The sequence below is a fragment of the Roseinatronobacter domitianus genome (assembly GCF_023336755.1).
GTDB lineage: Bacteria > Pseudomonadota > Alphaproteobacteria > Rhodobacterales > Rhodobacteraceae > Roseinatronobacter > Roseinatronobacter domitianus.
The window spans coordinates 353,680-375,938 of sequence record NZ_JALZWP010000001.1 but is presented as its reverse complement, the minus strand read 5'-3'; the positions used below and the strand labels follow the sequence as shown (position 1 = coordinate 375,938).

Below are 22,259 nucleotides of genomic sequence, written 5' to 3'. Positions count from 1 at the left end.
CCGGGACGAATTCTGCCCCCATGATGCGACAATGTGCCACGCGCTTGCGCTATCATCCGTCTTGCGCTCGGAAAACGGTCGTTTTCGCGCCCTGACAAGACGATTCCACCGCCTATTCCCTGGACCTGCGGTTCGGGCTGCCGCCGTCACGCCACGCAGGACGCGTGCCCGCGGGTTGCGTGACCCCGTCAAGAATGCGCAGCGGGCGGCGCGCCTTGATTGTCAGCCCATTGCCGGGGCTATCTTCTGTCCGGCGCGCGCGGACCACCAACACGCCCCCTGCCCGCAAGCGCACCATGCGTTGCCCCAGGCTTTCCAGCCACATCGCCCACCGCAGCCACCGCCGGTTGTCGCGCGGCGGGAAGAACAAGGCACCGCCATTATCAAGAACCTGGAACCCATGGTCGCGCAGCAATGCCACGATCTGACCAGAGGAATAGGGCCGCCCCTGCGCGAAAGGCGTGCCATCCAGCCGGGCCCACAACCCCGTGCGGTTGGGCAGGATAAACAGCGCTTCGCCGCCCATGCGCAGCACGCGCGCGGCCTCTTCCAGCAGGGCCGCAGGCCGGTCGCAGGCTTCCAGCCCATGGAGCATGACCAGCCGGTCAATGCTGTCTGTGGCCAGTGGCCAATTGGTTTCCTCTGTCAACACGGAATGGTTCGCGGCCTCTGCGGGCCAATGCATGACCCCCTGCTGCGCCGGCATTAATGCAATGACCCGTCGAGCGGGCGCCAGCCAAGGCCGCAACAGCGGCACAGCAAAGCCGAAACCGGCCACGTCCTTGCCCGTCATATCCGGCCAGCAGGCTTGGCAATGGTCGCGCAACGCCTTTTGCGCCGCACGTCCCAGCGACGTCGTGTAATAAAAATCGCGCAGGGCGATCACGTCATGGTGCATTCCGACCTCGTTGCGCAGGGCGGCGCTGTCGCGCTAACCTGACACCAACCATACTCCAAGCAAAGGAAAACGCCATGCCCCTTACGCTGCTTGCTGTGCCTTGCTTAGCCGATAACTATGCCTATCTGCTGCACGACCCCACCAGCGGCCGCACCGGCGTTGTTGACGTGCCAGAGACCACGCCCATCGTCGATGCCATGACCGCGAACGGCTGGGCGCTGTCGGATATCTTCATCACGCATCACCATCACGACCATATTGGTGGGGTGGCCGAATTGCGCGATGCCACCGGCGCCACGGTCTGGGGGGCTGCGGCAGACGCGCATCGGCTGCCGCCGCTGGACCACGCGCTGGCCGAAGGCGATACAATCGAATTTGGCCGCGAAACCGCCCGCGTGATCGACGTGCCGGGCCACACCATCGGCCATATCGCGTTCCACTTTCCTGACAGCGCCTTGGCGTTTACCGCCGACAGCCTGATGGCGCTGGGATGTGGACGACTGTTCGAGGGCACGCCCGCGCAGATGTGGGACAGCCTGTGCAAACTTGCCGCCCTGCCCGATGCCACGCGCATCTGTTCCGGGCATGACTACCTGTCGGGCAACGCGGCCTTCGCGCAAAGCGTGGATGCCGACACCCCGGCACTTGCCGAACGGATCGCCCGCCTTGACCAAATGCGCCGCGATAATGCCCCGATGGCGATTGCCACCCTTGCAGAAGAACTGGCCACCAACCCGTTTCTGCGCGCGGCTGACCCGGCACTGAAAGCCGCACTCGGCATGGCTGGCGCAAGCGACGTCGAAACCTTCGCGGAATTGCGCGCCCGTAAAGACAGTTTCTGATTATTTTTACCCCGGAACCAGGGCCACATCGACGATTGTCTAAAAAAACACTTGAAGGATGGTGAATAAAACCGAAGTTTAACACTATGAGGCGAACATGGCGAAACGGGTCCAACCCGCAGCCATCCAGGAAACAGGAGCGTCTGACGTGCCATCATTCTCAACTACTCTGGAGCAATCCATCCACGGTGCCTTGGCCTTGGCCAATGCCCGGCGGCACGAATTCGCAACGCTGGAACATCTGCTCTTGTCACTCATTGACGAGCCGGATGCAAAGCGCGTGATGCAGGCTTGCAACGTCGATCTTGACAGCTTGCGCGGCACCTTGCTCGAATTCATCGAGGAAGAGCTTGCGTCGCTTGTGACCGATGTCGAAGGGTCCGAAGCGGTTCCGACCGCGGCCTTCCAGCGCGTCATCCAGCGCGCCGCGATCCATGTGCAAAGCTCTGGCCGCAACGAAGTAACGGGCGCAAACGTGCTGGTTGCCATCTTTGCCGAACGCGAATCCAACGCGGCATATTTCCTGCAAGAGCAGGACATGACGCGCTATGACGCGGTGAATTTCATTGCTCACGGCGTTGCCAAAAATAGCCAGTTCAGCGAAGAGCGGCCCGTGTCGGGCGCCGAAGAAGAGCAGGCCGAACAAGCCAAAAGCGAAGAAAAGACCAAGGAAACCGCGCTTGGCAAATATTGCGTGGACCTGAACAAGAAAGCCCGCGCGGGCGATGTCGACCCGCTGATCGGGCGCGCATCCGAAGTGGAACGCTGCATTCAGGTGCTGTGCCGCCGCCGCAAGAACAACCCGCTTCTGGTGGGCGATCCGGGCGTGGGCAAAACCGCAATTGCCGAAGGTCTTGCCAAGAAGATCGTCGAAGGTGAAACACCGGACGTGCTCTCTGGCTCGACCATTTTCTCGCTCGACATGGGGTCTTTGTTGGCCGGCACCCGTTACCGGGGCGATTTCGAGGAACGGCTGAAAGCCGTTGTGCAAGAGCTGGAAGACCACCCCGACGCGGTGCTGTTCATCGACGAAATCCACACCGTCATCGGTGCGGGTGCCACATCGGGTGGTGCGATGGATGCGTCCAACCTGCTGAAACCTGCGTTGCAGGGCGGCAAACTACGCTGCATGGGCTCCACCACTTACAAGGAATTCCGGCAGCACTTCGAAAAGGACCGCGCACTCTCGCGGCGCTTCCAGAAGATTGACGTGAACGAGCCGACGGTTGAAGACACCATCAAGATCCTGATGGGACTGAAGCCGCATTTCGAATCGCATCATGATATTCGCTACACCAATGACGCGATCAAGACGGCGGTGGAACTGTCGGCGCGCTATATCAATGACCGCAAACTGCCCGACAAGGCGATCGACGTCATCGACGAGGCCGGTGCCGCCCAGCATCTGCTGGCCGAATCCAAACGGCGCAAGACAATCTCTCCAAAAGAGATTGAAGCCGTGGTCGCCAAGATCGCCCGCATCCCACCAAAAAGCGTCTCCAAGGACGATGCAGAGGTGCTGCGCGATCTGGAACGCTCACTCAAGCGGGTGGTGTTCGGCCAAGACCCGGCCATCGACGCGCTGTCCTCGGCTATCAAGCTGTCGCGGGCGGGGCTTCGGGAACCGGAAAAACCCATCGGCAACTACCTGTTCGCGGGGCCGACCGGCGTTGGCAAAACAGAGGTCGCCAAGCAATTGGCAGATATTCTGGGCGTAGAATTGCTGCGCTTCGACATGTCGGAATACATGGAGAAACACGCCGTTTCCCGCCTGATCGGCGCACCTCCGGGGTATGTCGGTTTCGATCAGGGCGGCCTGCTGACCGACGGGGTCGACCAACATCCGCATTGCGTGCTGCTGCTGGATGAGATGGAGAAAGCTCATCCGGATGTCTACAACATCCTGCTTCAGGTCATGGATCATGGGCAGTTGACCGACCATAACGGTCGCACCGTCAATTTCCGCAACGTGATCCTTATCATGACCTCGAACGCGGGTGCTGCGGAACAGGCCAAGGCGGCCATCGGTTTTGGGCGCGACCGGCGCGAGGGCGAGGATACCGCCGCGATCGAGCGGACATTCACGCCCGAATTCCGCAACCGTCTGGATGCGGTTATCAGCTTTGCGCCGCTGGGGCGCAGCATCATCATGCAGGTTGTCGAAAAATTCGTGCTGCAACTGGAAGCACAACTTCTGGACCGCAATGTCACGATTGACCTGTCGGAAGAGGCCGCGCATTGGCTGGGCGAACAGGGGTATGACGACAAGATGGGCGCGCGCCCGCTGGGTCGCGTTATCCAGGAGCATATCAAAAAGCCGCTGGCCGAAGAGTTGTTGTTTGGCAAGCTGTCGAAGGGTGGTGTGGTTCATGTTCGCCTGCGCGATGGCAAGCTGGTGCTTGATATCGGCGGCCCGGATGCCAAGCGTATCACCGGAAACAAGCCGCCCCTTCTGACGGCGGACTGACCTTGTCCCGGCCTGCGTGCAATGCCCGCGCGGGCCGGGGTGTTCTTCACAGACCGGGGTTGCCATGCTGATTCCGGTGCGTGACCATAACCCAAGTGGCAAACGTGCCTATGTTACATACGCCCTGCTTGCCACAAATATCCTGATCTTCATCAGCTATTACGGCCTGTTCGCCAATGAGGCGGCGCTCATGCGCCTGTTCATGGGGTGGGGTATGGTGCCTGCCGTCCTGAGTTCCGGCACGGGTTACGACACGCTGCTGACCCACCAATTTCTGCATGGCGGGATCATGCATCTTGCATTCAACATGCTGTTCCTGTGGATCTACGGCGACAACATGGAAGAAGAATGGGGGCATCTTCCCTTTCTGGCCTTCTACTTGGCTTGCGGCGTTGCGGCTGGGCTGACCCAATACATGTTCGAACCGAATTCCTTTGTCCCCATGGTCGGCGCCTCGGGGGCGATTGCCGGTGTTCTGGGCGGATACTTGTTGTTCTATCCGCGCGCGCGGATCGACATGTTCCTGTTTCTGCTGATTTATTTCCGCATTATTCCAATCCCCGCCTGGCTGGTTCTGGGCGGCTGGTTCGGGATGCAGGTTTTTGCCGGGCTTGGTCCCACCGCGTCCGATGACGGGGTTGCTTACTGGGCGCATATCGGCGGTTTCGTCGCGGGGGTCATTTTTGCGCTACCGTTATGGCTGCGGCGCGGCGGACGGAATTTGTGGGCGCAAAATCACGGCCACCCGCCGCACCCAGAGGCGCAGTATACCCTGATAAAAACCGATATTCCGGCAGCGGGTCGCCGCCGGAATCCGTGGTTGCGCTAGCGCCTAGCGCCCGTCGCCATCCGCCGCCCCGTCATGATCGTCGGTGATAGGCTCGTCGCGCCGCAACATGGCAACCTTCTCGGCACCATCCTCTCGTTGCTTTTCGGGCAAGTCGGGGCGATGATCGGGCCTCAGAACTTCAGGATTGCGCAACCAGATATCGCGCTGTGCAAAAGGTATCTCGATTCCTTCTTGCGCGAAACGCTCGGCAATCTGGTGTCGGATCTCGGTGCGGACAGATAGACCAAGGTTGACATCGCTGAGCACCATGCGCAGTTCGAACATCAGCGCATCTGCCCCGAAATCCGTGAACACCACGCTTGGCGCAGGGTCCAGCAGGGCCAAAGGTTGCGCATCGCCGATCTCTTGCAGAATACGCTCCACCCGCCGCGTGTCGGTGCCGTAAGCCACGCCCACAGGCACGATTATGCGCCCGGTCATGTTGTAGCGTGTCCAGTTCGTGACCGATCCCGCAATCAGGTCGGTGTTGGGCACGATAACATCGGTTCGGTCGAAGGTTTCGATGGTCGTTGAACGGACCGAGATAGAGCGCACCGTGCCCATGGTTGGCCCGACCTCGATCCAGTCGCCCTCTGCAATGGGCCGCTCTATCAGCAAGATCAGCCCAGAGATGAAGTTCGACACGATGGTCTGCAACCCAAAGCCGATACCGACCGACAACGCACCTGCGACAATGGCCAGACCAGAAAGGTCAATCCCGGCGGTCGACACCGCCACCAGCGCGGCCACAAAGATACCAACATAACCGGTGCCCGATATGATCGCCTTTTGCCCGCCCTTGTCGATGCGGGTTTTCGGCAACACCGTTGCGCCAAGCGCCCCTTGCAACAGCCGGGTGATGTAATACCCGATGGCGAAGACCACCAGCAGCACCAAAAGCGCACTGGGCGCGATCCGGGTTTCCCCGATCTGGAAGCCTTGCAACAACAAGCCGAAGAACTCGGTAATCTCGGTGCCGCGCACGCCCCATATCAGCGCAAACAGCGGCAAAGAAGCAATGGTCAAAACAAAGCCCAGAAGTGCCGGCACGAGCGGTTCGGGCGCGTCATCGCGGCGCTTTGTGGCCAGGTCGTAGATATCTTCAATCAGGCGCAGCAGAAGCAGCAACACCGCAAACAGCGCCACCGACTCTATGGTCGGACCAATCAGCGCTTCTGCCGCGTTGCGGTATCCAAGCGCAGCCAGCACAGGGGCGGCCACGGAAATTAGCAAGGTGGCACGCCCAACAAGGCCGATCGCGCGGTCTTTGAACGCGGTATCCTGCTCCGAGGCCGCGTTGGCCTTGGCATGTCGGATGAACAATTGCCCAAGCCGAAACAGCGCAATCGCCGTCAGCACAGTAAGCGGGAACGCAATGACAGAGACCGCCGCCGCAGGCGCGCGGTCGCCCCCGATGGCCGCCAGGGCCACACCATACAGCCCGACAAGCAGCCCCAGAAGGTTAACCAGAACGCGGCCCTGCGTGCGCTGCCCATCGCTTAGAAGAAGCGGCGAATACAGGTTGTCCGAAGACGGGAACAGCCACAGCCCGATCCAACGCGCAACAAAATAGACGATGCCCAGCCGCGCGATGGCCTCTGCCAGCGCCCCGCCGCGTTCGCCCAGCAGCGTGGTGGTTTCGGCGGCAATATACAGCGCCATAACCGCAAGGCTGGGAACGATGACTTGGCTAAAGGACAGAACAAGGCCAAAAAGCCGCTGTCCCTTGGGCGAATTTACCAGCGCCCGTGTGCCGATGACACCGTTACGCATGGCCAGAACAAGCCGTTCGATCCAAGCGCGCCCACGCAACAGGATGAACACACCGAACACCAACAGCCCGATAATCACCGGTAGGTTCTCGCGCAGTTGTCGCATACGCAACTGGCTGTTCACCGTGTTGCTGAACTCTTGCACCAAAATGCTCGAGGCATCGATCACACTCGTTGCCGCCAGTATCCAGTTGGACGGGTTCCAAGGGTAAGGTTCGACCGCAAGCAAAACATCGGCCTGACGTGCGCGCAAAAGCGCGTCAACGCGCCGCACAAGCGCATCCGCCCGGCTGAAGGCTTCTTGCGCCGCTGCGCGCGGAGCTTGCAACGTGGCCATTTCAGCCGCCAGTGCTGCGCGCCGCTCTGCGATTTCCGGTGCCTCGTTAGACGGGTCTTCGGGTGGGGCGCCAAGCGCTTCCATCTGGGCACGCAAGCTATCGATGCGGGGAGCGTTGACATTACGCGCCTCTTGGAAGCGGGTGCGATACGCCACCAACTCGCTGCGCAGGGACTCAATCCGCTCAACAGTCAGATCGGACTGCTCCAGTTCCGCCTCTATTGCATTGGCGCGCGTGTTCCACGCGCTATAATCCGGCGGCCCGATTTCCGTGCTGCCAAGGGACGGAGCTGCGGGCGCCTCGACGGTCTGAGCGGTCGCCCCGAAAGGCAACAGCGCCAGAAGCAGGATGGTCAAAAGGGTTTGCACACAGCGCATGAGTTAGCTGGTTTCCTTCGATGAAACATCGGGCAGAGCGGGCGCAGGCCGGTCAAGCCAGCCTGGCACCGGAAGCTCTTTGGCGCGCAAAAACTCTGGGTTATAGAGCTTCGACTGGTAGCGCGTGCCGTAATCGCACAGGATGGTCACGATGGTGTGACCCGGCCCCATATGGCGGGCCATGCGAACGGCCCCGGCGATATTTACCCCGGAAGACCCACCAAGGCACAGGCCTTCTTCCGCCAGCAGGTCAAACACATATGGCAGGGCTTCGCTATCGGGAACGCGGACGCTGAAATCGGGTGTGAACCCTTCCAGATTGGCGGTGATGCGGCCTTGTCCGATTCCTTCGGTAATCGAATCGCCCGGATTATCCTGCCCGGTATACAGTTTGAACAGCCCCGCGCCTTCCGGATCGGCAAGCCCGACCTTGACCCCCTTGGGCTGAAGCGCGGCGCCAACACCGGCCAGCGTGCCGCCAGACCCAACCGCGCAAATGAACCCATCTGCCGCGCCGCCGGTTTGCTCCCAGACTTCGGGGCCAGTGGTTTCGATATGTGCCTGTCGGTTGGCGATATTGTCGAACTGGTTGGCCCAGATCGCGCCATTGGCTTCGGTCTTGGCAAGCTCTGCCGCCAAACGCCCGGAATATTTTACATAATTGTTCGGGTTTTTGTAGGGAACGGCCGGAACCTCTACCAGTTGTGCGCCCGCCAAGCGCAGCATGTCTTTCTTTTCCTGACTTTGGGTTTCAGGAATGACGATAACGGTGCGAAACCCCATCGACGCGCCAACAAGCGCAAGGCCGATCCCGGTATTGCCCGCCGTCCCTTCAACAATTGTGCCGCCCGGTTTCAGTGCTCCGCGCGCAACCGCATCGCGGATGATGTAAAGGGCCGCGCGGTCCTTTACCGACTGGCCGGGGTTCAGAAATTCTGCCTTGCCCAGAATGGTGCAGCCGGTTGCATCGCTGACCTTGTTGAGCCGGATCAGGGGGGTGTTGCCGATAGCGTCGGCGAGGTTGGACCGGATTGACATCGCTTGCTCCAGTTTGAACACGGACTGCGCCGGGATCTTCGACCCCGGCGTGATTTCAATGGCAGATAAGACGCAGGGTCAGAGGGTGCCAACTTGCTTTGACAGGCGCGCATAAAGCCAGCAGCCAAAGGCCACCGCAACTTGCGCGCCGGTAAACTGCACCACATCGACACCGCCCAGCGTGCCCATTCCGTCTGACAACGCCATCACGCCCCAAACCAGGGACACCAGCGCGGCCAGAAAGGCGACCGCCAGCACAATCACCGCAGCGCGGTCGCGCAACAACAGCAAGACCGACCCAAGCAACCCAATCCAGACTGTCGCGCCAATTGCCCCGGACGCCCATGCGGGGACCATTGCCAGCAATGCGGCAAGACCGTAACCCTCTGGCATGGAAAAGATCGCTGACAAAGGTGCGTAGCGGGCGGCGACATATTCGATCGCATGCAACCCGAACCACAGACAGCCAACCACCGCGAACAGCGTTATCAGGGCGCCACGCTGGGTTTGTGCAGGCATGATGGAATCCTTCGACTATTTTAGCCAGATTGCCTTGCCTACCCGGAAGTGTCCACCCCTCAGACAGGTAGATATGGACCAGACTTCTGGCGGTCAGAGTGTCAGAAAGCAGAAAACCCCGCCTATGCAGCGAGGTTTACTGGGTCGAAGCCGGGTCAGGCTTTGCAGCCAAAGATCAGGCAGCGAGCAACGCGCGCGCCTCATGCTCTTTCAACGACAAACGGGCGGAGACATAATTCTCCTGACCGGATTGATCTGCAAGTTCCGGGAAAAGCGTGAGCAATTCATCGAGCTGTGCAGCCCCGATCCCTGCCAATGTCTTGGCCCCCGGCTGGAAACTTTCGCTCCAGGCACCATCGGCGCGGATGATCTGGTGGTCGTCAAACATGAGATGAATATAGGTCTGTGGCGCGGTTTCGCGGATGATGCCCGGCTGACCAACTAGGTGGACTGCGGGCACGAGCACTTCATACTCGCCAAACATAAGTTCGGCGCGCTGGCCACAGATCAACAGGCGGTGCCATGGCGACACCCGCATGTCGCGTTCGGGCAGATCACCGCCCAAGGCGCCCTTGCCGACCAGAACGGCGGCCAAATCGGGCCGTGCCGCAAAAGAAGCTGGGGTCTGGGCATGGTTCCCAACCCATTTTACGGTCTGATACCCATTGTCGCGCGTCAGAACCAGATCGCCAACCGCGATCTGTTCCACAGGCTTTGGCCCTTGGTCGGTGTCGACCAACGACCCGGCCACAAAACAGGCAAATTCGATGTCGTCATCGGTTGCCAATTTGTTGCCGTCGTCATCTTCACCAATCACATCCGTTGGGAACGGGTCCGATGCGATGCGGATTTCGGTAATCAGACCGGGCGTCCATTGGGCTGGATCGGCCGTGAAACTGTCACTGGGCGAGATGATATTCAGCTCATTCCCCGAGGTATCCCGCAGCGTAAACGCCGTGGTCTGGCCACCATCGGTGAACGTGTCGCCGGTGGCCGGGTCAACCTTGGTGAATTCACCCCAGAAACTATAGGCTTCGACCATTTCATATTCGATGCCGTCGATGGTCAATGTCGAACCGAGCACGATCAAATCGGGCGCCGTGCCGTCGGGAGTCGTGAACGTCACGTCGTCCAGGATTTCAGTCAGCTCGGTTACGGCCGGATCAACATCGTGTGTATAGGTGTCACCAAAACTGGCGGCATCCACCCCAGCCCCGGACAATACAATCAGATCGTTCGTAATTACTTCAGGCATATTCCCACCTCACAATCGGCTGCGCGACCTTGCGTGCGCTTTGAAACCGGTGCGATGACCCGCTTCAACACGCACGGGCCGCTCACCCCCACACACGTTCCAAGCCATAACACATCAGGTTTTCACGCTGCCAATAAAAAAAGGCAGAAATATGACGACAGGCAGTTTTTCGCGCCCAGACGGCATGGATCGTTTCAAAATTGGAACCTATCGGCCAGAATTGGCCGAATCGTTTCAATGTCGGCCAAGCCCTGTCAGGGCAAAACGCGCCGATAGAGGTGCCATGTCGCGTGGCCAAGCACCGGCAGGGCCAAAAACAGCCCCAAGAAAGCAGGCAGCATCGCGACGAACAGCAGCGCTGCGATGATCGCAGCCCAAATCGCCATCGGCACGATATTGGTCATGACCACGCGCACCGAAGTTATCATCGCGGTGATAAAATCAACCTCACGGTCCAGCAACAAAGGCAGGCTGACCACCGTCAGCGCGAACATGATCGCCGCCATGCCGCCGCCGACAACCCCGCCCACCGCAAGCATGGTCAGACCGGTGCTGCTGAACAGCATATCGGCGGTCGAACTGGTGATGGGTTGCAAACCGAAAAACAGCGCGAAGGTCGTATGCGCCACAAAAACCCAGAACATGAACGCCAGCATGATGACCATGGCCATCGACGGCACCTGCCGATCCTTCTGCGCAAAAACACAGCCAAGGATGCCGGACCAGTCAAGCGGCGCGCCACTTTCCAACCTGCGGCTGACCTCGTAAAGGCCGGTGGCCGCAAAAGGTGCCAAAAGCGGAAACCCAACCGCAACCGGGATGAACCACCAGCTTTGACCAGAGGCCATGAACACGGCATACAGCACAAGGCCACCAAGCACATATACGCTGGAAAACACCAAACCGAACATGGGCGCGCGTCTGAAATCGGTCAGGCCAGCGCGCAACACTTCTGCGATGTCGCGTGTGGAGATGCTCCGCGGTTCCGGAATTTCGGATGGCGGCACGACGGCGGTAATGTTGTCTGGCATGGTTGGTCCTCCTTCGGGAAGGATAGGGCTGCGACAAACTGTCATGCAAGACAAATAAAGGGCAGGCCCGCTGACCTGCCCGATCTTTTTCACGCAATGCTGCGCCGATACAGGTGCCATGTTGCATGGCCCAGCACCGGCAACACCACGAACAGGCCAAGGAAAGCCGGGATCATCGCCGCAAACAGCAGCGCCGCGATAATGCCCGCCCATGTCAGCATAATGCGCGGGTTTTGGCGGACGGTTTCGACCGATGTAATCATGGCGGTTACAAAATCGACCTCGCGGTCCAGAAGCATTGGCAAAGCGATCACCGTGACCGAGAACAGTGCAAGCGCAACCGTCGCCCCTATGGCGCTGCCAATCAGTAACATGGCGATACCCTCGGCGCTGGCCAACAGGCTCAAACTGCCAAAACCAATGCCGCTTTGGGCCATGAAGATTGCGAAAATGCCCCGCGCAAGAATAATCCAGAAGCCGAAGACAAGCAGCACACCCACGGCCATAAGCGCCAATTGTCCATCGCCGCGCCCGCGCAGCGCAGCAAGAACCGGGGGCCATGACAGCGGCTCGTCGCGTTCCAGCCTGCGGCTGACCTCATAGAGGCCGATGGCCGCGAAAGGCGCGAGCAACGGAAAACCAGCGGCAATGGGCACAAACCAGACAGGCTGCCCCATGGCCCCCAGCCCGAACCATAAAGCAAGTCCGCCCGCGACATAGACCAGGGCAAAGAACAGACCAAAAGCAGGGGCGCGTTTGAAATCGACCCAGCCAGCTTGCAGCGCGGCGCGCAGGTCGTCGGGGCCAAGCTTGGCCACCTGGGCCGGTTGGGGCGTGTCGGAAAACTCTGTCGTCGTCATGGCACTCTCCCTTAAATGAAAGGTGCCATGATAGCTGCGACATTCTGTCCGTCAATCGGTCGCGTTCGCCTCTGCGCGCGATTTGCCCGACACATCCATCGCCAGGGTCGCGCCCATGAACCCGTCAAGCGCGCCGTCGAGCACGCCTTGACTGTCCGAGGTTTCATGCCCGGTGCGCAGGTCTTTCACCATCTGGTAAGGGTGCAGAACATACGACCGGATCTGATTGCCCCAGCCCGCATCGCCCTTGGCATCATGCGCGGCCTCAATGGCTTCGGTGCGCTTGCGCAATTCCATTTCATACAAGCGCGACTTTAGCGCGTTCATGGCAATGTCGCGGTTCTGATGCTGCGATTTCTGGCTGGAGGTGGTGACAATGCCGGTCGGAATATGGGTGATCCGCACCGCAGAATCGGTTGTGTTCACGTGCTGACCACCGGCGCCAGAGGACCGGTAGGTGTCGATCCGGATGTCGGAGGGGTTGATCTCGATCTCGATATTGTCGTCGACCACCGGATAGACCCAGACAGAGCTGAAGGACGTGTGACGCCGCGCAGAGCTGTCATAAGGTGAAATCCGCACCAGACGGTGAACGCCCGATTCCGATTTCAGCCAACCGTAGGCATTATGCCCGCTGATCTTGTAGGCGACAGAGCGGATGCCCGCTTCCTCGCCCGCGCTTTCAGACATCATCTCGACCGTGTAGCCCTTCTTTTCGGCCCAACGCACATACATGCGCGCCAGCATCGACGCCCAGTCGCAGCTTTCCGTGCCGCCCGCGCCGGCATTGATTTCAAGGAACGTGTCATTGGCGTCAGCTTCGCCATTCAACAGCGCCTCGAGTTCCTTTTCGCCTGCCGATTTTGCCAGCTTGCGCAATTCTTCCTCGGCTTCGGCCACAACATCGGAATCGCCTTCGGCCTCGCCCAGTTCGATCAGCCCGGTCTGATCTTCCAGTTCCTGCGAAATAGAGCGGTAGGTTTCCAACGCATCCGACAACATGCGACGGTCGCGCATCAGGGCTTGCGCGCGCGCGGGATCGTTCCACAGGTCCGGGTTTTCGGTCATGGCGTCGAATTCTTCCAGCCGGTGCGGGGCTGTTTCAATATCCATGCGCTGTCCCAGCAGGGTCAGGGATTTGCGGATCTGCTCGATCAGGCCAAGCGTTTCAGAGCGCATTGCGACGGTCCATTTTCCAAAGACGTTTATTGACCCCGGTGCATAGCTTGCCGGTCCGGGCGGGGCAAGGGCGAGGGACCGGTGGCGTTAATACAGCCCGCCGGTGGTGACGGTCCCAAAGCTGGCGGGTGGCGGTGTGCCGCGCCCGGCATCCTCACGCTCCAATGCCTCATATTGCTCGCCCGGTGCGAACATGGGTAGATCACCGCCCATCGCGAAGCCACCGTCAATGATCGCCGCCAGACCGAAGATCGGCTCTTCGCCTTCACGGAAGAACTCTGCCACAACATTCGCCCCACTGGCATCATCAGGCAGACGCGCGCCGGTAACGCGGTCGATTTTCAGGAAATACCCGTTATCCGGAACACGGAACCGCCCGCCGCCATATTTTTCGACAGCGTGCTGCATGAATTCGTTGAAAACCGGGCCGCACATACTGCCGCCCCCTGCCCCGCGCCCCAGCGGTTTGGGCTGATCGTAACCAAGGTAGCACCCCGCCACGATATTAGAGGTGTACCCCACGAACCAGACATCGCGCGCGTCATTGGTGGTGCCGGTCTTGCCGGCGGTTGGCACGGAAAGATTGACAGTGCTGGCCGCGGTGCCGCGCTGCACAACGCCCTGCATCATAGACGTAAGCTGGTAGGCCGTCACCTCATCCATCACCCGCGCACGGGTCGAACTGATCCAGGGTTTGCGCCCTTCCACCAGCCCTGCCTCATTGCAATCGACACAATTTCGCTGGTCGTGGCGGTAGATGGTGCGTCCGTAGCGGTCCTGAACGCGGTCCACCAGCGTAGGTTCCACACGTTCGCCCCCGTTGGCGAACATCGCATAGGCTGCAACCATCTGAAACAGCGTGGTTTCCTGACTGCCCAGCGCATTGGCAAGATAGGTCTGCGCCTGGTCATAAACACCGAACCGCTCGGCATAGCCGCCGACCACATCCATACCCACCTCTTGCGCAAGGCGAACGGTCATCAGATTGCGCGAGCGCTCGATCCCGGTGCGCACCGGCGTCGGGCCGTAAAACTGGTTGCTGGCATTGGTCGGCCGCCACACGCCCTGCGGTGTGTCGATTTCTATCGGCGCATCAATGACGATGGTCGCGGGCGTGAAGCCACTATCAAGCGCGGCGGCATAAACGAAGGGTTTGAACGCAGAGCCGGGCTGGCGCTGCGCCTGTGTCGCGCGGTTGAACACCGACGCCTCATAGGAAAACCCGCCCTGCATGGCGATCACGCGTCCATTATTCACGTCCATGGCCATGAACCCGCCTTGAATTTCGGGGATCTGGCGCAAGGACCAACGCTGAAAACTGCCATCGTTTTCAGAGGTCACGGCGCGCACATAGACCACATCGCCAACATTCAGGTTGTCCGACAGCGACCCGCGCGCCCAGTCAATGTCGGGACGGTCCACGACATGCGGCGCATTCCGGTCGCTTGGCACGGCTTCGATGCCCAGCCGAGCGCGGTCCGGGCTGACCTCCAGCACCACAGCGGGATACCAGCGATTGCCAAGCGTGATGTCACGCGCAAGCGTCAGCTCCGCCAGGGCCGCGCGCCAATCTTCTTCGCGGCCCAGCAAGTCCGGCGCGATGGTTTCGCCGGTAGTGCGCAATTCGCCCAGCCCGCGATCATAGCTTTCAAGCGCGCGTTGCAGCGCATGCGCGGCCTTGTCCTGCATCTCTGGGTCAACTGTGGCGCGGATGCTTAACCCGCCCCCGAAAAATTCATCCTCGCCAAACGTGCCCGACAACTGGCGGCGCACTTCGTCGGTAAAGTAATCCCGCGGTGGCATGGCATCACGCGAGCTTGGAAAATCGCCCGACTGAACCGTCAGCAGCGGCAGAGCCTTGGCCCGGTCATGCTGGCCCCGGTCGATATAGCCATTGCGCAGCATTTCCCCCAACACATAATCCCGCCGCGCCACGACGCGGTCGTAATTGCGGACCGGATGGTAGTTGGACGGTGCCTGCGGCAAAGCCGCCAGAAAAGCGGCCTCTTCAATCGTCAGGTCATCGAGGGTCTTGTTGAAATAGGTCTGGGCCGCAGCGGTCACACCATAGCTGTTCTGACCAAGGAAAATCTCGTTCAGATACAGCTCCAGAATATCGTCCTTCGTCAGCGTCCCTTCGACCCGGCTGGCAAGGATCAATTCCTTGATTTTACGTTCACCGGTGCGGTCGCCCGACAACAGAAAGTTTTTCATGACCTGCTGGGTGATGGTCGACGCGCCGCGCACATTCCGCCCGCGCGATTCAATCGCCTGATACGCCGCAGCCCCGATCGCACGCAGATCGAACCCGCCATGGACGTAGAAATTCCTGTCCTCGGCAGAGATGAAGGCGGCTTTGACCCGTTCGGGAATATCCTCGATCGGAGTAAACAGGCGGCGTTCCTGCGCGAATTCGTCAATCAATCGCCCCTCGCCGGAATAAATGCGGCTGATCGAGGGCGGGGCATAATTGGCAAGCTGCTCATGGCTGGGCAGGTCCTGGGCGTAATACCAGAACACCCCGGCAATCAGAAGCGCCGCCGCCAGCATCCCCGTTATCAGGAAACTGAAAATCCCGCCGAAAAATGAAAAAGTCGCGCGCAGCACCGAAACCACCTTGTTACCCGATGCGGCCTTATACAAGCGCTATGGGGCAAGGTCAAAAGCCGATGGGTCACATCTGCGCGCTTTCGCTTTGGTGCCGTGTCGTGCCAAAACTTTACCACTCTTTCAGACCTCTCATGCGTCACGGACACACCGCCGCTAGAGCATAAGTTGGCAGAGCAGTCAGCGTTGTAAAAGCGCACGACGGGCGCTGTCACGCACCCGCCATGATGCCAGCGCGTCGGCCACGGCGCGCGCCATCATGCTGCGCCATTCCGGATCTTGTAGTCGTGCCAGGTCGCGCGGGCTGGACATAAAGCCCAGCTCCAGCAGCACTGACGGCATATCGGGTGCGCGCAAGACGGAAAACGCCCCCGATTGCACCGGGCGCGAATGCAGGCGCAAACCGGCGGCGCCAATCCCTTCGACCAGCGCATCGGCCAGCGCGGCGTTGCGTAGCCGCGTGTCCTGCCAGGCCACCGACATCAGCACAGAGGCAATTTCGTCCGTATTGCGCGACAGGTCCACGCCTGCCAGCAGATCGCCCCGGTCATGTCGCGCGGCAAGGATTTCGGCGGTCTGGTCGCTGGCATCTTCCGACAGGGTATAAACCACGGCGCCAGTTGCCAGACCTTCGGGCAACGCATCGGCATGGAGCGACAAAAACAGATCGGCCTGCACATCGCGCGCCGCGCGCAGGCGCCCATCCAGTGACACGAACAGGTCGGCATCGCGCGTCATGTGCACTTCGAACCCGCCTTGGCGTAAAAGTTCCTCGCGCAGCACCCGCGCGAAGCCCAGCACGATCGCAGCTTCCGACTGCCCGTCGCGCACGGCACCGGGGTCCAGCCCGCCATGGCCGGGGTCCAGCATGATCCGCAAGGGGCGGGATACATCAACCGAAGCAGAGGTTTGGGCCACAGGGTGCAACAAATGGTCTGAATAGAGCGCGACGAATTCCGCCTCATCCGCTGCGCGCGTTTCAAACGCTTCCAGCGTGGCACGGCGCAGATCGACCGTGACCTCTGCGCGCCCATTTTCCGGATCGACATTTTGCGCAACAACTTCCGGCAGCATCGGAAAGCCAAGGTCCAGCACCATCCGGGCCCAACCATCGCCCCGGTGGCCTGCCCGAAAGCCGCGCAGCCCATCGACCGCAGGCCAGTCCAGCCCCTGCCAATCCAATGTGTTGAATTCCATCACCAAACGCGGCGGGTTGGGCAACAGGCGCAGCCGGTAAGGCACAGGCTGGCTAAGCGACAGGCGCAGTGTCATGCCAGTGTCGGTCGCGGTCAGCATACTGGCCGCCGGGTCGACCCGCGCCTGCACACCGCCCTGCGCCAGCACGCCACCCGCGCCCAGCAGCAGAAAAAACCCGCTCAGAATGACGCCGCGCAGTCGTGCCATGATTAACCCTGTTGCAATTCCGCCCCATCCTAAAGCCAGATGGGCAGCGCAGCAAAGGGGGAGGCCTGCCTCACACAGGAAATTGTGCAAGTTGATGCAATCGGGCCGAAAAAGTCGCAGGCCTCAGGGTTGATTCCCTTGCCATGGCAAGATTTAACTGGTGCAAAGACGCGCACCCGCGCGACACGGTTTGAAGACAGGAGCCCGACATGACCCTACCCCTGAGCGATTCCGCCCTGATCGGCACTTGCCTTGCGGCAACTGCACTGGGCCTGATCGTGATGACCAGCGGGGGTGGCGGCGCGGCCCCTACCCCGGACACCGCAGCCCAGACTGAAACCGCCGCATCTGAAACGGCTGCCGCGCCCGAACCCTCTCTGCCATTCGGTGCGGTTCCGGCCGCACCCGACGCGGTGGACCCGGAATTTGGCGCACAGGTGCGCGCTTATCTGCTGCAAAACCCCGAAGTGATTTTCGAAGCCGTGGCAGAATTTGAGCGCCGCACTGCGCAAAGCCAGGGCGACATGGATGCAGCTTTGGTGCAGGCTAATGCGGATGCGCTGTTCAATGATCCAAGGTCATGGGTTGGCGGCAATCCCGATGGCGATGTGACGCTGGTCGAATTCCTCGACTATAAATGCGGCTTTTGCAAACGTGCGCTGCCAGAGGTCAAGGCATTGATGGAACAGGACCCGAATATTCGGGTGATTATCAAGGAACTGCCCATCCTTGGACCAGAATCGGAACTGGCCGCGCGGTTCGCGATCTCGGTGCTGGAGCTTGCCGGGCCAGATGCCTATGACAGCGTGCATGTTGAACTTATGGAATATGAAGGCGCGATCACGCCGGATTATCTGGAAGACGTGGCGTCCGATCTGGACCTAGCGCTGGCAGATATCGTGGACCTTATGGAAAGCGACGCCGTCAGCACTGTGATCGAAGACAACCGGGCCTTGGCACAGCGCTTGCAGATTTCCGGCACGCCGACTTTCGTGATGGGCGAGCAGATGATCCGCGGCTTCGTGCCAGTGGACAATATGCTACAAGCCGCAGCAATAGCGCGGCAGTAAGTGCCGCAAAAATACCATTGAAAAGGGTCGCTTCGGCGGCCCTTTTGCATGACAGGCGGTTCTTATTCTTCGCCCATGAACCCAGCGGCCGCGATCCCGCTCAAGGCCGCTTCCGCGTCATGGTCGGACGTGTCACCGGTCACGCCCACGGCACCAATGACCGTGCCAGCGTCGCGGATCAGAACGCCGCCCGGAACCGGCACCACCTGCCCGCCATAGACACCATTCACGGCGGCCATGAAATAGCCCTGCGCCTCGGCCCGTGCCATCTGTGCGCGCCCGGCCATGCCCAGCATGACAGCACCGTAAGCCTTGCCATGAGCAATCGCGAATCGTCCCGGCGCGGCGCCATCTTCACGCTCGAATGCCAGCACATGACCGCCCGCATCCAACACCACAACCGATAGCGGTTTCAGTTCCATCTCGCGGCCCTTGGCACGGGTGGCAGAAATGATGGTGCGGGCATCGTCAAGTGTAAGAGTCATTCTGCGGCCTTTCTGAAGCGATACCAACAGTAAGCCTGCAATCTCAGGCCGCTTCAAGAGCCAGTGCAATTCCCTGCCCGCCGCCCACGCACATTGCAACCAGAGCGCGGCCTCGGCCCGCGCGGGCCAAGCCATGCGCGGCCTTGACCGTCAATATCGCGCCCGTTGCGCCAACGGGATGGCCATGCGCAATCGCACCGCCATCCAGGTTGGCGCGGGTATGGTCGAAGCCCAATTCCTGCGCCACGACAAGGGCTTGTGCGGCAAAAGCCTCGTTCGATTCGATCAGGTCGAAATCATCAATCGTCAAACCGGTCCGGGCCAGTAGCTTGCGCACCGCCAACACCGGGCCGTAACCCATGCGCGCCGGGTCCACCCCGCTTTGTGCCATTGCGACAATCCGGGCCAGTGGCCTATGGCCCTGCGGCACCTCGCGCGTCAGCACCAGCGCCGCTGCCGCGTCGCCCAGCCCGCCAGAATTACCAGCCGTCACCGTTCCGTTCGGCACGAAAGCCGCGGGCAACCGACCCAACAGCTTGGCAGTGGTCGCGCGCGGTCCCTCATCGCTGGCAAGCACCCGCCCGCAAGGCAAGTCCACCGGGACAATCTGCTGGGCCAAGCGCCCGCCCGCCTGCGCGGCGCGGGCGCGCGCATGGCTTTCCAATGCGCAAGTATCCTGGGCGGCGCGGCTGATCTGGAACTCATGCGCCAGCGTTTCCGCTGTCACCCCCAGCTTGACACCACCAAAGGGACAGGTCAGCGCGGCATCCAGCAAATCCACCACAGGCGCATCGCCCATCCGCGTTCCGAAGCGTGCGGATTGAAGCAAATGCGTGGTGCGGCTGATGGTTTCAACCCCGCCGACAAGGGCCACATCGGCGCCACCCATCGCCAGCGCCTGAACCCCCTGCACCACCGCTTGCAGGCCAGAGCCGCAAAGCATGTTCACATTGACGCCACTGACCGTGTCGGACGCACCCGCGCCCATCGCCACGATCCGCGCCAGATACAGATCATTGGGCTCGGTCAGGCTGACCATGCCGAATGCGCTGTGATCGACCTGCGCGGGCGCGATCCCGGCCCGTGCGACGGCGGCCTGTGCGATATGGATGCCAAGCTGCAACGCAGAGACCCCCGACAGCGCTCCGCCAAACATCCCGATGGGTGTCCGGCACGCCGAAAGGATGAAAATATGTTCCATGTGAAATGCCTGCGTGACTCAATTCCACACATTTGAACGTTGGGGCGTGCAGCATTCAACCCAAGATTTACAAAAACGGAAACAGCAACCTAAGATTGTTGCCCTTCTTCGAACATTGCACCCAGATCAAGCGTATCGCGCATGTTCAGGTCATCCTTATGCTGCGCCAGAAAGCTGTCGCAGGCAGCGCGCCCGGCCTCTTTCAATGTGTGCAGCAGGTAAGGTGTCGGCGTGAGTTTGCTCGTGACCGACAGACTGTTCATCAGCACGTCATCCGCGATCATGTGCAACAACACGCCCTTCATGGCGCCACGCGTAACGCGATCTTCCTCGATCAACCGCTTCACAAAGCGGATCGCGCGCAATTCGCGCAGCAGCGACGAATTGAAACTGATCTCGTTGACGCGGTTCTGAATCTCTTGCGGGGTGGTCGGCACATCGGCGCGGTAAAGCGGGTTGATGCTGACAACAAGAATATCATCGGGCAAATCGGCGGCAAATAGCGGGAACAGCGCCGGATTGCCGGTATACCCGCCATCCCAATAGGCATGGGTTTCGCCCGTGGCGGGGTCGGCAATCTCGACCGCCTGGAACAGCGTTGGCAATGCGGCGCTGGCAAGAATAGCCTCTGGCCCGATATCGATGCCAGAGAACACCTTGATCTTGCCACTGCGCACGTTGGTCGCGGCAATATGCAGCGCCGGTCCCTCGCCTGCGCAAACGCGATCAAAGGCCAGCCCTTCGACAATCTTTTGCAACGGGTTGCGGTAGAACGGCCCCAAAGCATAGGGGCTGGCCACCAAAGACGCGGCATCTGCGGCAGACACGGGCATGAAGCGCTCAGCCCATGTGTTCAGCACACCCACGGGCGGCAGCGCCTGCGCGATCCAGCCGGTCAGGCGCAGATCATGCACCGCGCCGACTTTGTGCCACAGCGTATCCAGCGCCGCGCGCCCGCCCGTGCGCCCGCCTTGCACCATCCCCGCCTTTAAGGCCGCCGCATTCAGCGCCCCCGCAGAGGTGCCCGAAATGGCAGCGATCTCGATGTCCTCGTCTTGCAAAAGGCGATCCAGCACACCCCATGTGAAAGCGCCATGCGCGCCGCCGCCCTGAAGTGCGAGATTAATCCGCTTCACCAAGTGTTCATCCAATTCATCTTGCCAAAAATACTCATGACGCAACCCGTGCCATGCGCGCTGCCGTCAAAGTGCCGTCCAGCCGCCATCCACGGAAATCGTCGTCCCGGTAATCTGCGCCGCCGCATCGGAACACAGGAACACCGCCGTGCCGCCCATCTGCTCGACCGTGGCGAATTCGCCAGAGGGTTGGCGCGACAGCATCACCTCTTTGATAACCGTGTCACGGTCCATGTTGTGGGTCTTCATCTGGTCGGGAATCTGCTTTTCCACGATCGGGGTCAGCACATAACCGGGGCAAATGGCGTTGCAGGTCACGCCCTTGCCCGCCGCTTCCAGCGCGGTCGTCTTGGTCAGCCCGACAACGCCATGCTTTGCCGCAACATAAGCCGATTTATAGGGGCTGGCGGTCAGACCATGGGCAGAGGCGATATTGACGATTCGTCCCCAGCCATTCGCATACATCTCCGGCAGCGCCGCTGCCGAGGTGTGAAACGCCGAGGACAGGTTGATCGCGATAATCGCGTCCCATTTTTCGCCCGGAAACTCTTCCAGCTTGGCGACATGCTGAATGCCCGCATTGTTCACCAAAATATCGCAGCCCCCGGCCTGTTCGATCAGCGCGCGGCATTGCGCGCCCTTCGACATATCGGCTTGAATATAGCGCACGGCCACGCCGGTCTGGGCCGCCATGTCCTTGGCCAGGGCATGGTCTTCGGCGTCATCGGTATAGGAATTGAGCACCACATCAGCCCCTGCGCGCGCCAGCTCCCAGGCAATCCCCAATCCAATCCCCGAATTTGAACCCGTGACGATGGCGCGTTTTCCGGCAAGCTGCATGATCTCTCTCCTGTTTCGCTGCCACGCAGCATAACGGCTTGTCATAAGGATGCCAGAGATGCCGGGCTGGAGGCCAAAAAAAAGCGCCCGCACAAGGCGGGCGCAAGTCAT

18 protein-coding genes are annotated in these 22,259 nt (G+C 60.6%); 4 read left to right on the top strand and 14 right to left on the bottom strand.

Annotation, left to right across the window (positions count from 1 at the left end):
* Positions 1-112 precede the first annotated feature (112 nt).
* Positions 113-898, bottom strand: a complete 786-nt coding sequence (locus M3N55_RS01885) for a methyltransferase domain-containing protein (RefSeq protein ID WP_249055820.1) — start codon at positions 896-898, stop codon at positions 113-115.
* A gap of 74 nt (positions 899-972) precedes the next feature.
* Here M3N55_RS01885 and gloB point away from each other — a divergent pair, with 74 nt between their 5' ends.
* The 3 genes from gloB to M3N55_RS01870 all read left to right on the top strand — a co-directional run bounded on the left by gloB (position 973) and on the right by M3N55_RS01870 (position 5,036).
* Positions 973-1,740 carry a hydroxyacylglutathione hydrolase gene (gloB, locus tag M3N55_RS01880; RefSeq protein WP_249055817.1) on the top strand — a complete coding sequence of 256 codons (768 nt, stop codon included), beginning with the start codon at positions 973-975 and terminating at the stop codon, positions 1,738-1,740.
* Between the two features lie 148 nt (positions 1,741-1,888).
* Positions 1,889-4,207, top strand: coding sequence for an ATP-dependent Clp protease ATP-binding subunit ClpA (gene clpA / locus M3N55_RS01875; RefSeq protein ID WP_249055816.1), 2,319 nt, complete (start codon positions 1,889-1,891; stop codon positions 4,205-4,207).
* A gap of 67 nt (positions 4,208-4,274) precedes the next feature.
* Complete coding sequence (locus M3N55_RS01870) at positions 4,275-5,036, top strand: rhomboid family intramembrane serine protease (protein WP_249055914.1); 762 nt, start codon at positions 4,275-4,277, stop codon at positions 5,034-5,036.
* Between the two features lie 3 nt (positions 5,037-5,039).
* Here M3N55_RS01870 and M3N55_RS01865 read toward each other — a convergent pair whose 3' ends face one another.
* The 9 genes from M3N55_RS01865 to M3N55_RS01825 form a co-directional block, all read right to left on the bottom strand.
* The gene (locus M3N55_RS01865) at positions 5,040-7,523 is read right to left on the bottom strand and encodes a DUF3772 domain-containing protein (RefSeq protein ID WP_249055814.1); all 2,484 of its coding nucleotides are present in this window, start codon (positions 7,521-7,523) and stop codon (positions 5,040-5,042) included.
* A gap of 3 nt (positions 7,524-7,526) precedes the next feature.
* Complete coding sequence (locus tag M3N55_RS01860) at positions 7,527-8,561, bottom strand: cysteine synthase A (protein ID WP_249055810.1); 1,035 nt, start codon at positions 8,559-8,561, stop codon at positions 7,527-7,529.
* Positions 8,562-8,639: 78 nt separating this feature from the next.
* Positions 8,640-9,080, bottom strand: coding sequence for a hypothetical protein (locus tag M3N55_RS01855; protein WP_249055805.1), 441 nt, complete (start codon positions 9,078-9,080; stop codon positions 8,640-8,642).
* A 175-nt stretch (positions 9,081-9,255) separates the two neighbouring features.
* Positions 9,256-10,335, bottom strand: coding sequence for a Hint domain-containing protein (locus M3N55_RS01850; protein WP_249055802.1), 1,080 nt, complete (start codon positions 10,333-10,335; stop codon positions 9,256-9,258).
* Positions 10,336-10,589: 254 nt separating this feature from the next.
* Complete coding sequence (locus M3N55_RS01845; RefSeq protein ID WP_249055800.1) at positions 10,590-11,366, bottom strand: DUF2189 domain-containing protein; 777 nt, start codon at positions 11,364-11,366, stop codon at positions 10,590-10,592.
* Positions 11,367-11,455: 89 nt separating this feature from the next.
* Positions 11,456-12,226: a DUF2189 domain-containing protein gene (locus M3N55_RS01840; protein WP_249055798.1), complete on the bottom strand. Its 771-nt coding sequence runs from the start codon at positions 12,224-12,226 to the stop codon at positions 11,456-11,458.
* A gap of 51 nt (positions 12,227-12,277) precedes the next feature.
* The gene (gene prfB / locus M3N55_RS01835; protein WP_249055797.1) at positions 12,278-13,405 is read right to left on the bottom strand and encodes a peptide chain release factor 2; all 1,128 of its coding nucleotides are present in this window, start codon (positions 13,403-13,405) and stop codon (positions 12,278-12,280) included.
* Positions 13,406-13,492: 87 nt separating this feature from the next.
* Positions 13,493-16,012 carry a penicillin-binding protein 1A gene (locus tag M3N55_RS01830; RefSeq protein ID WP_249055794.1) on the bottom strand — a complete coding sequence of 840 codons (2,520 nt, stop codon included), beginning with the start codon at positions 16,010-16,012 and terminating at the stop codon, positions 13,493-13,495.
* Between the two features lie 180 nt (positions 16,013-16,192).
* On the bottom strand, positions 16,193-17,416 hold the full coding sequence (locus M3N55_RS01825; protein ID WP_249055793.1) for an N-acetylmuramoyl-L-alanine amidase: 1,224 nt from the start codon (positions 17,414-17,416) through the stop codon (positions 16,193-16,195).
* Positions 17,417-17,625: 209 nt separating this feature from the next.
* Between M3N55_RS01825 and M3N55_RS01820 the strand changes: the two genes are divergently transcribed.
* A complete protein-coding gene (locus M3N55_RS01820) occupies positions 17,626-18,486 on the top strand; it encodes a DsbA family protein (protein WP_249055791.1) in 861 nt (286 codons plus the stop codon).
* A gap of 62 nt (positions 18,487-18,548) precedes the next feature.
* Here the strand turns inward: M3N55_RS01820 and M3N55_RS01815 are convergent, their stop codons facing one another.
* The 4 genes from M3N55_RS01815 to M3N55_RS01800 all read right to left on the bottom strand — a co-directional run bounded on the left by M3N55_RS01815 (position 18,549) and on the right by M3N55_RS01800 (position 22,148).
* A complete protein-coding gene (locus tag M3N55_RS01815) occupies positions 18,549-18,971 on the bottom strand; it encodes a GlcG/HbpS family heme-binding protein (protein ID WP_249055789.1) in 423 nt (140 codons plus the stop codon).
* A gap of 43 nt (positions 18,972-19,014) precedes the next feature.
* On the bottom strand, positions 19,015-20,172 hold the full coding sequence (locus M3N55_RS01810; RefSeq protein ID WP_249055787.1) for a thiolase family protein: 1,158 nt from the start codon (positions 20,170-20,172) through the stop codon (positions 19,015-19,017).
* Positions 20,173-20,261: 89 nt separating this feature from the next.
* Complete coding sequence (locus M3N55_RS01805) at positions 20,262-21,311, bottom strand: patatin-like phospholipase family protein (protein ID WP_249055785.1); 1,050 nt, start codon at positions 21,309-21,311, stop codon at positions 20,262-20,264.
* A gap of 63 nt (positions 21,312-21,374) precedes the next feature.
* Positions 21,375-22,148 carry a 3-hydroxybutyrate dehydrogenase gene (locus M3N55_RS01800; RefSeq protein WP_249055784.1) on the bottom strand — a complete coding sequence of 258 codons (774 nt, stop codon included), beginning with the start codon at positions 22,146-22,148 and terminating at the stop codon, positions 21,375-21,377.
* Between the last annotated feature and the right edge of the window lie 111 nt (positions 22,149-22,259).

Bases quoted from the DNA above. Each gene is read 5' to 3' on its own strand.
- M3N55_RS01800 (WP_249055784.1), bottom strand. From the start codon at position 22,148: ATGCAGCTTGCCGGAAAACGCGCCATCGTCACGGGTTCAAATTCGGGG.
- M3N55_RS01855 (WP_249055805.1), bottom strand. From the start codon at position 9,080: ATGCCTGCACAAACCCAGCGTGGCGCCCTGATAACGCTGTTCGCGGTG.
- M3N55_RS01860 (WP_249055810.1), bottom strand. From the start codon at position 8,561: ATGTCAATCCGGTCCAACCTCGCCGACGCTATCGGCAACACCCCCCTG.
- M3N55_RS01865 (WP_249055814.1), bottom strand. From the start codon at position 7,523: ATGCGCTGTGTGCAAACCCTTTTGACCATCCTGCTTCTGGCGCTGTTG.
- M3N55_RS01885 (WP_249055820.1), bottom strand. From the start codon at position 898: ATGCACCATGACGTGATCGCCCTGCGCGATTTTTATTACACGACGTCG.
- M3N55_RS01810 (WP_249055787.1), bottom strand. From the start codon at position 20,172: ATGGAACATATTTTCATCCTTTCGGCGTGCCGGACACCCATCGGGATG.
- prfB (WP_249055797.1), bottom strand. From the start codon at position 13,405: ATGCGCTCTGAAACGCTTGGCCTGATCGAGCAGATCCGCAAATCCCTG.
- M3N55_RS01825 (WP_249055793.1), bottom strand. From the start codon at position 17,416: ATGGCACGACTGCGCGGCGTCATTCTGAGCGGGTTTTTTCTGCTGCTG.
- M3N55_RS01845 (WP_249055800.1), bottom strand. From the start codon at position 11,366: ATGCCAGACAACATTACCGCCGTCGTGCCGCCATCCGAAATTCCGGAA.
- M3N55_RS01815 (WP_249055789.1), bottom strand. From the start codon at position 18,971: ATGACTCTTACACTTGACGATGCCCGCACCATCATTTCTGCCACCCGT.
- gloB (WP_249055817.1), top strand. From the start codon at position 973: ATGCCCCTTACGCTGCTTGCTGTGCCTTGCTTAGCCGATAACTATGCC.
- M3N55_RS01850 (WP_249055802.1), bottom strand. From the start codon at position 10,335: ATGCCTGAAGTAATTACGAACGATCTGATTGTATTGTCCGGGGCTGGG.
- M3N55_RS01840 (WP_249055798.1), bottom strand. From the start codon at position 12,226: ATGACGACGACAGAGTTTTCCGACACGCCCCAACCGGCCCAGGTGGCC.
- M3N55_RS01820 (WP_249055791.1), top strand. From the start codon at position 17,626: ATGACCCTACCCCTGAGCGATTCCGCCCTGATCGGCACTTGCCTTGCG.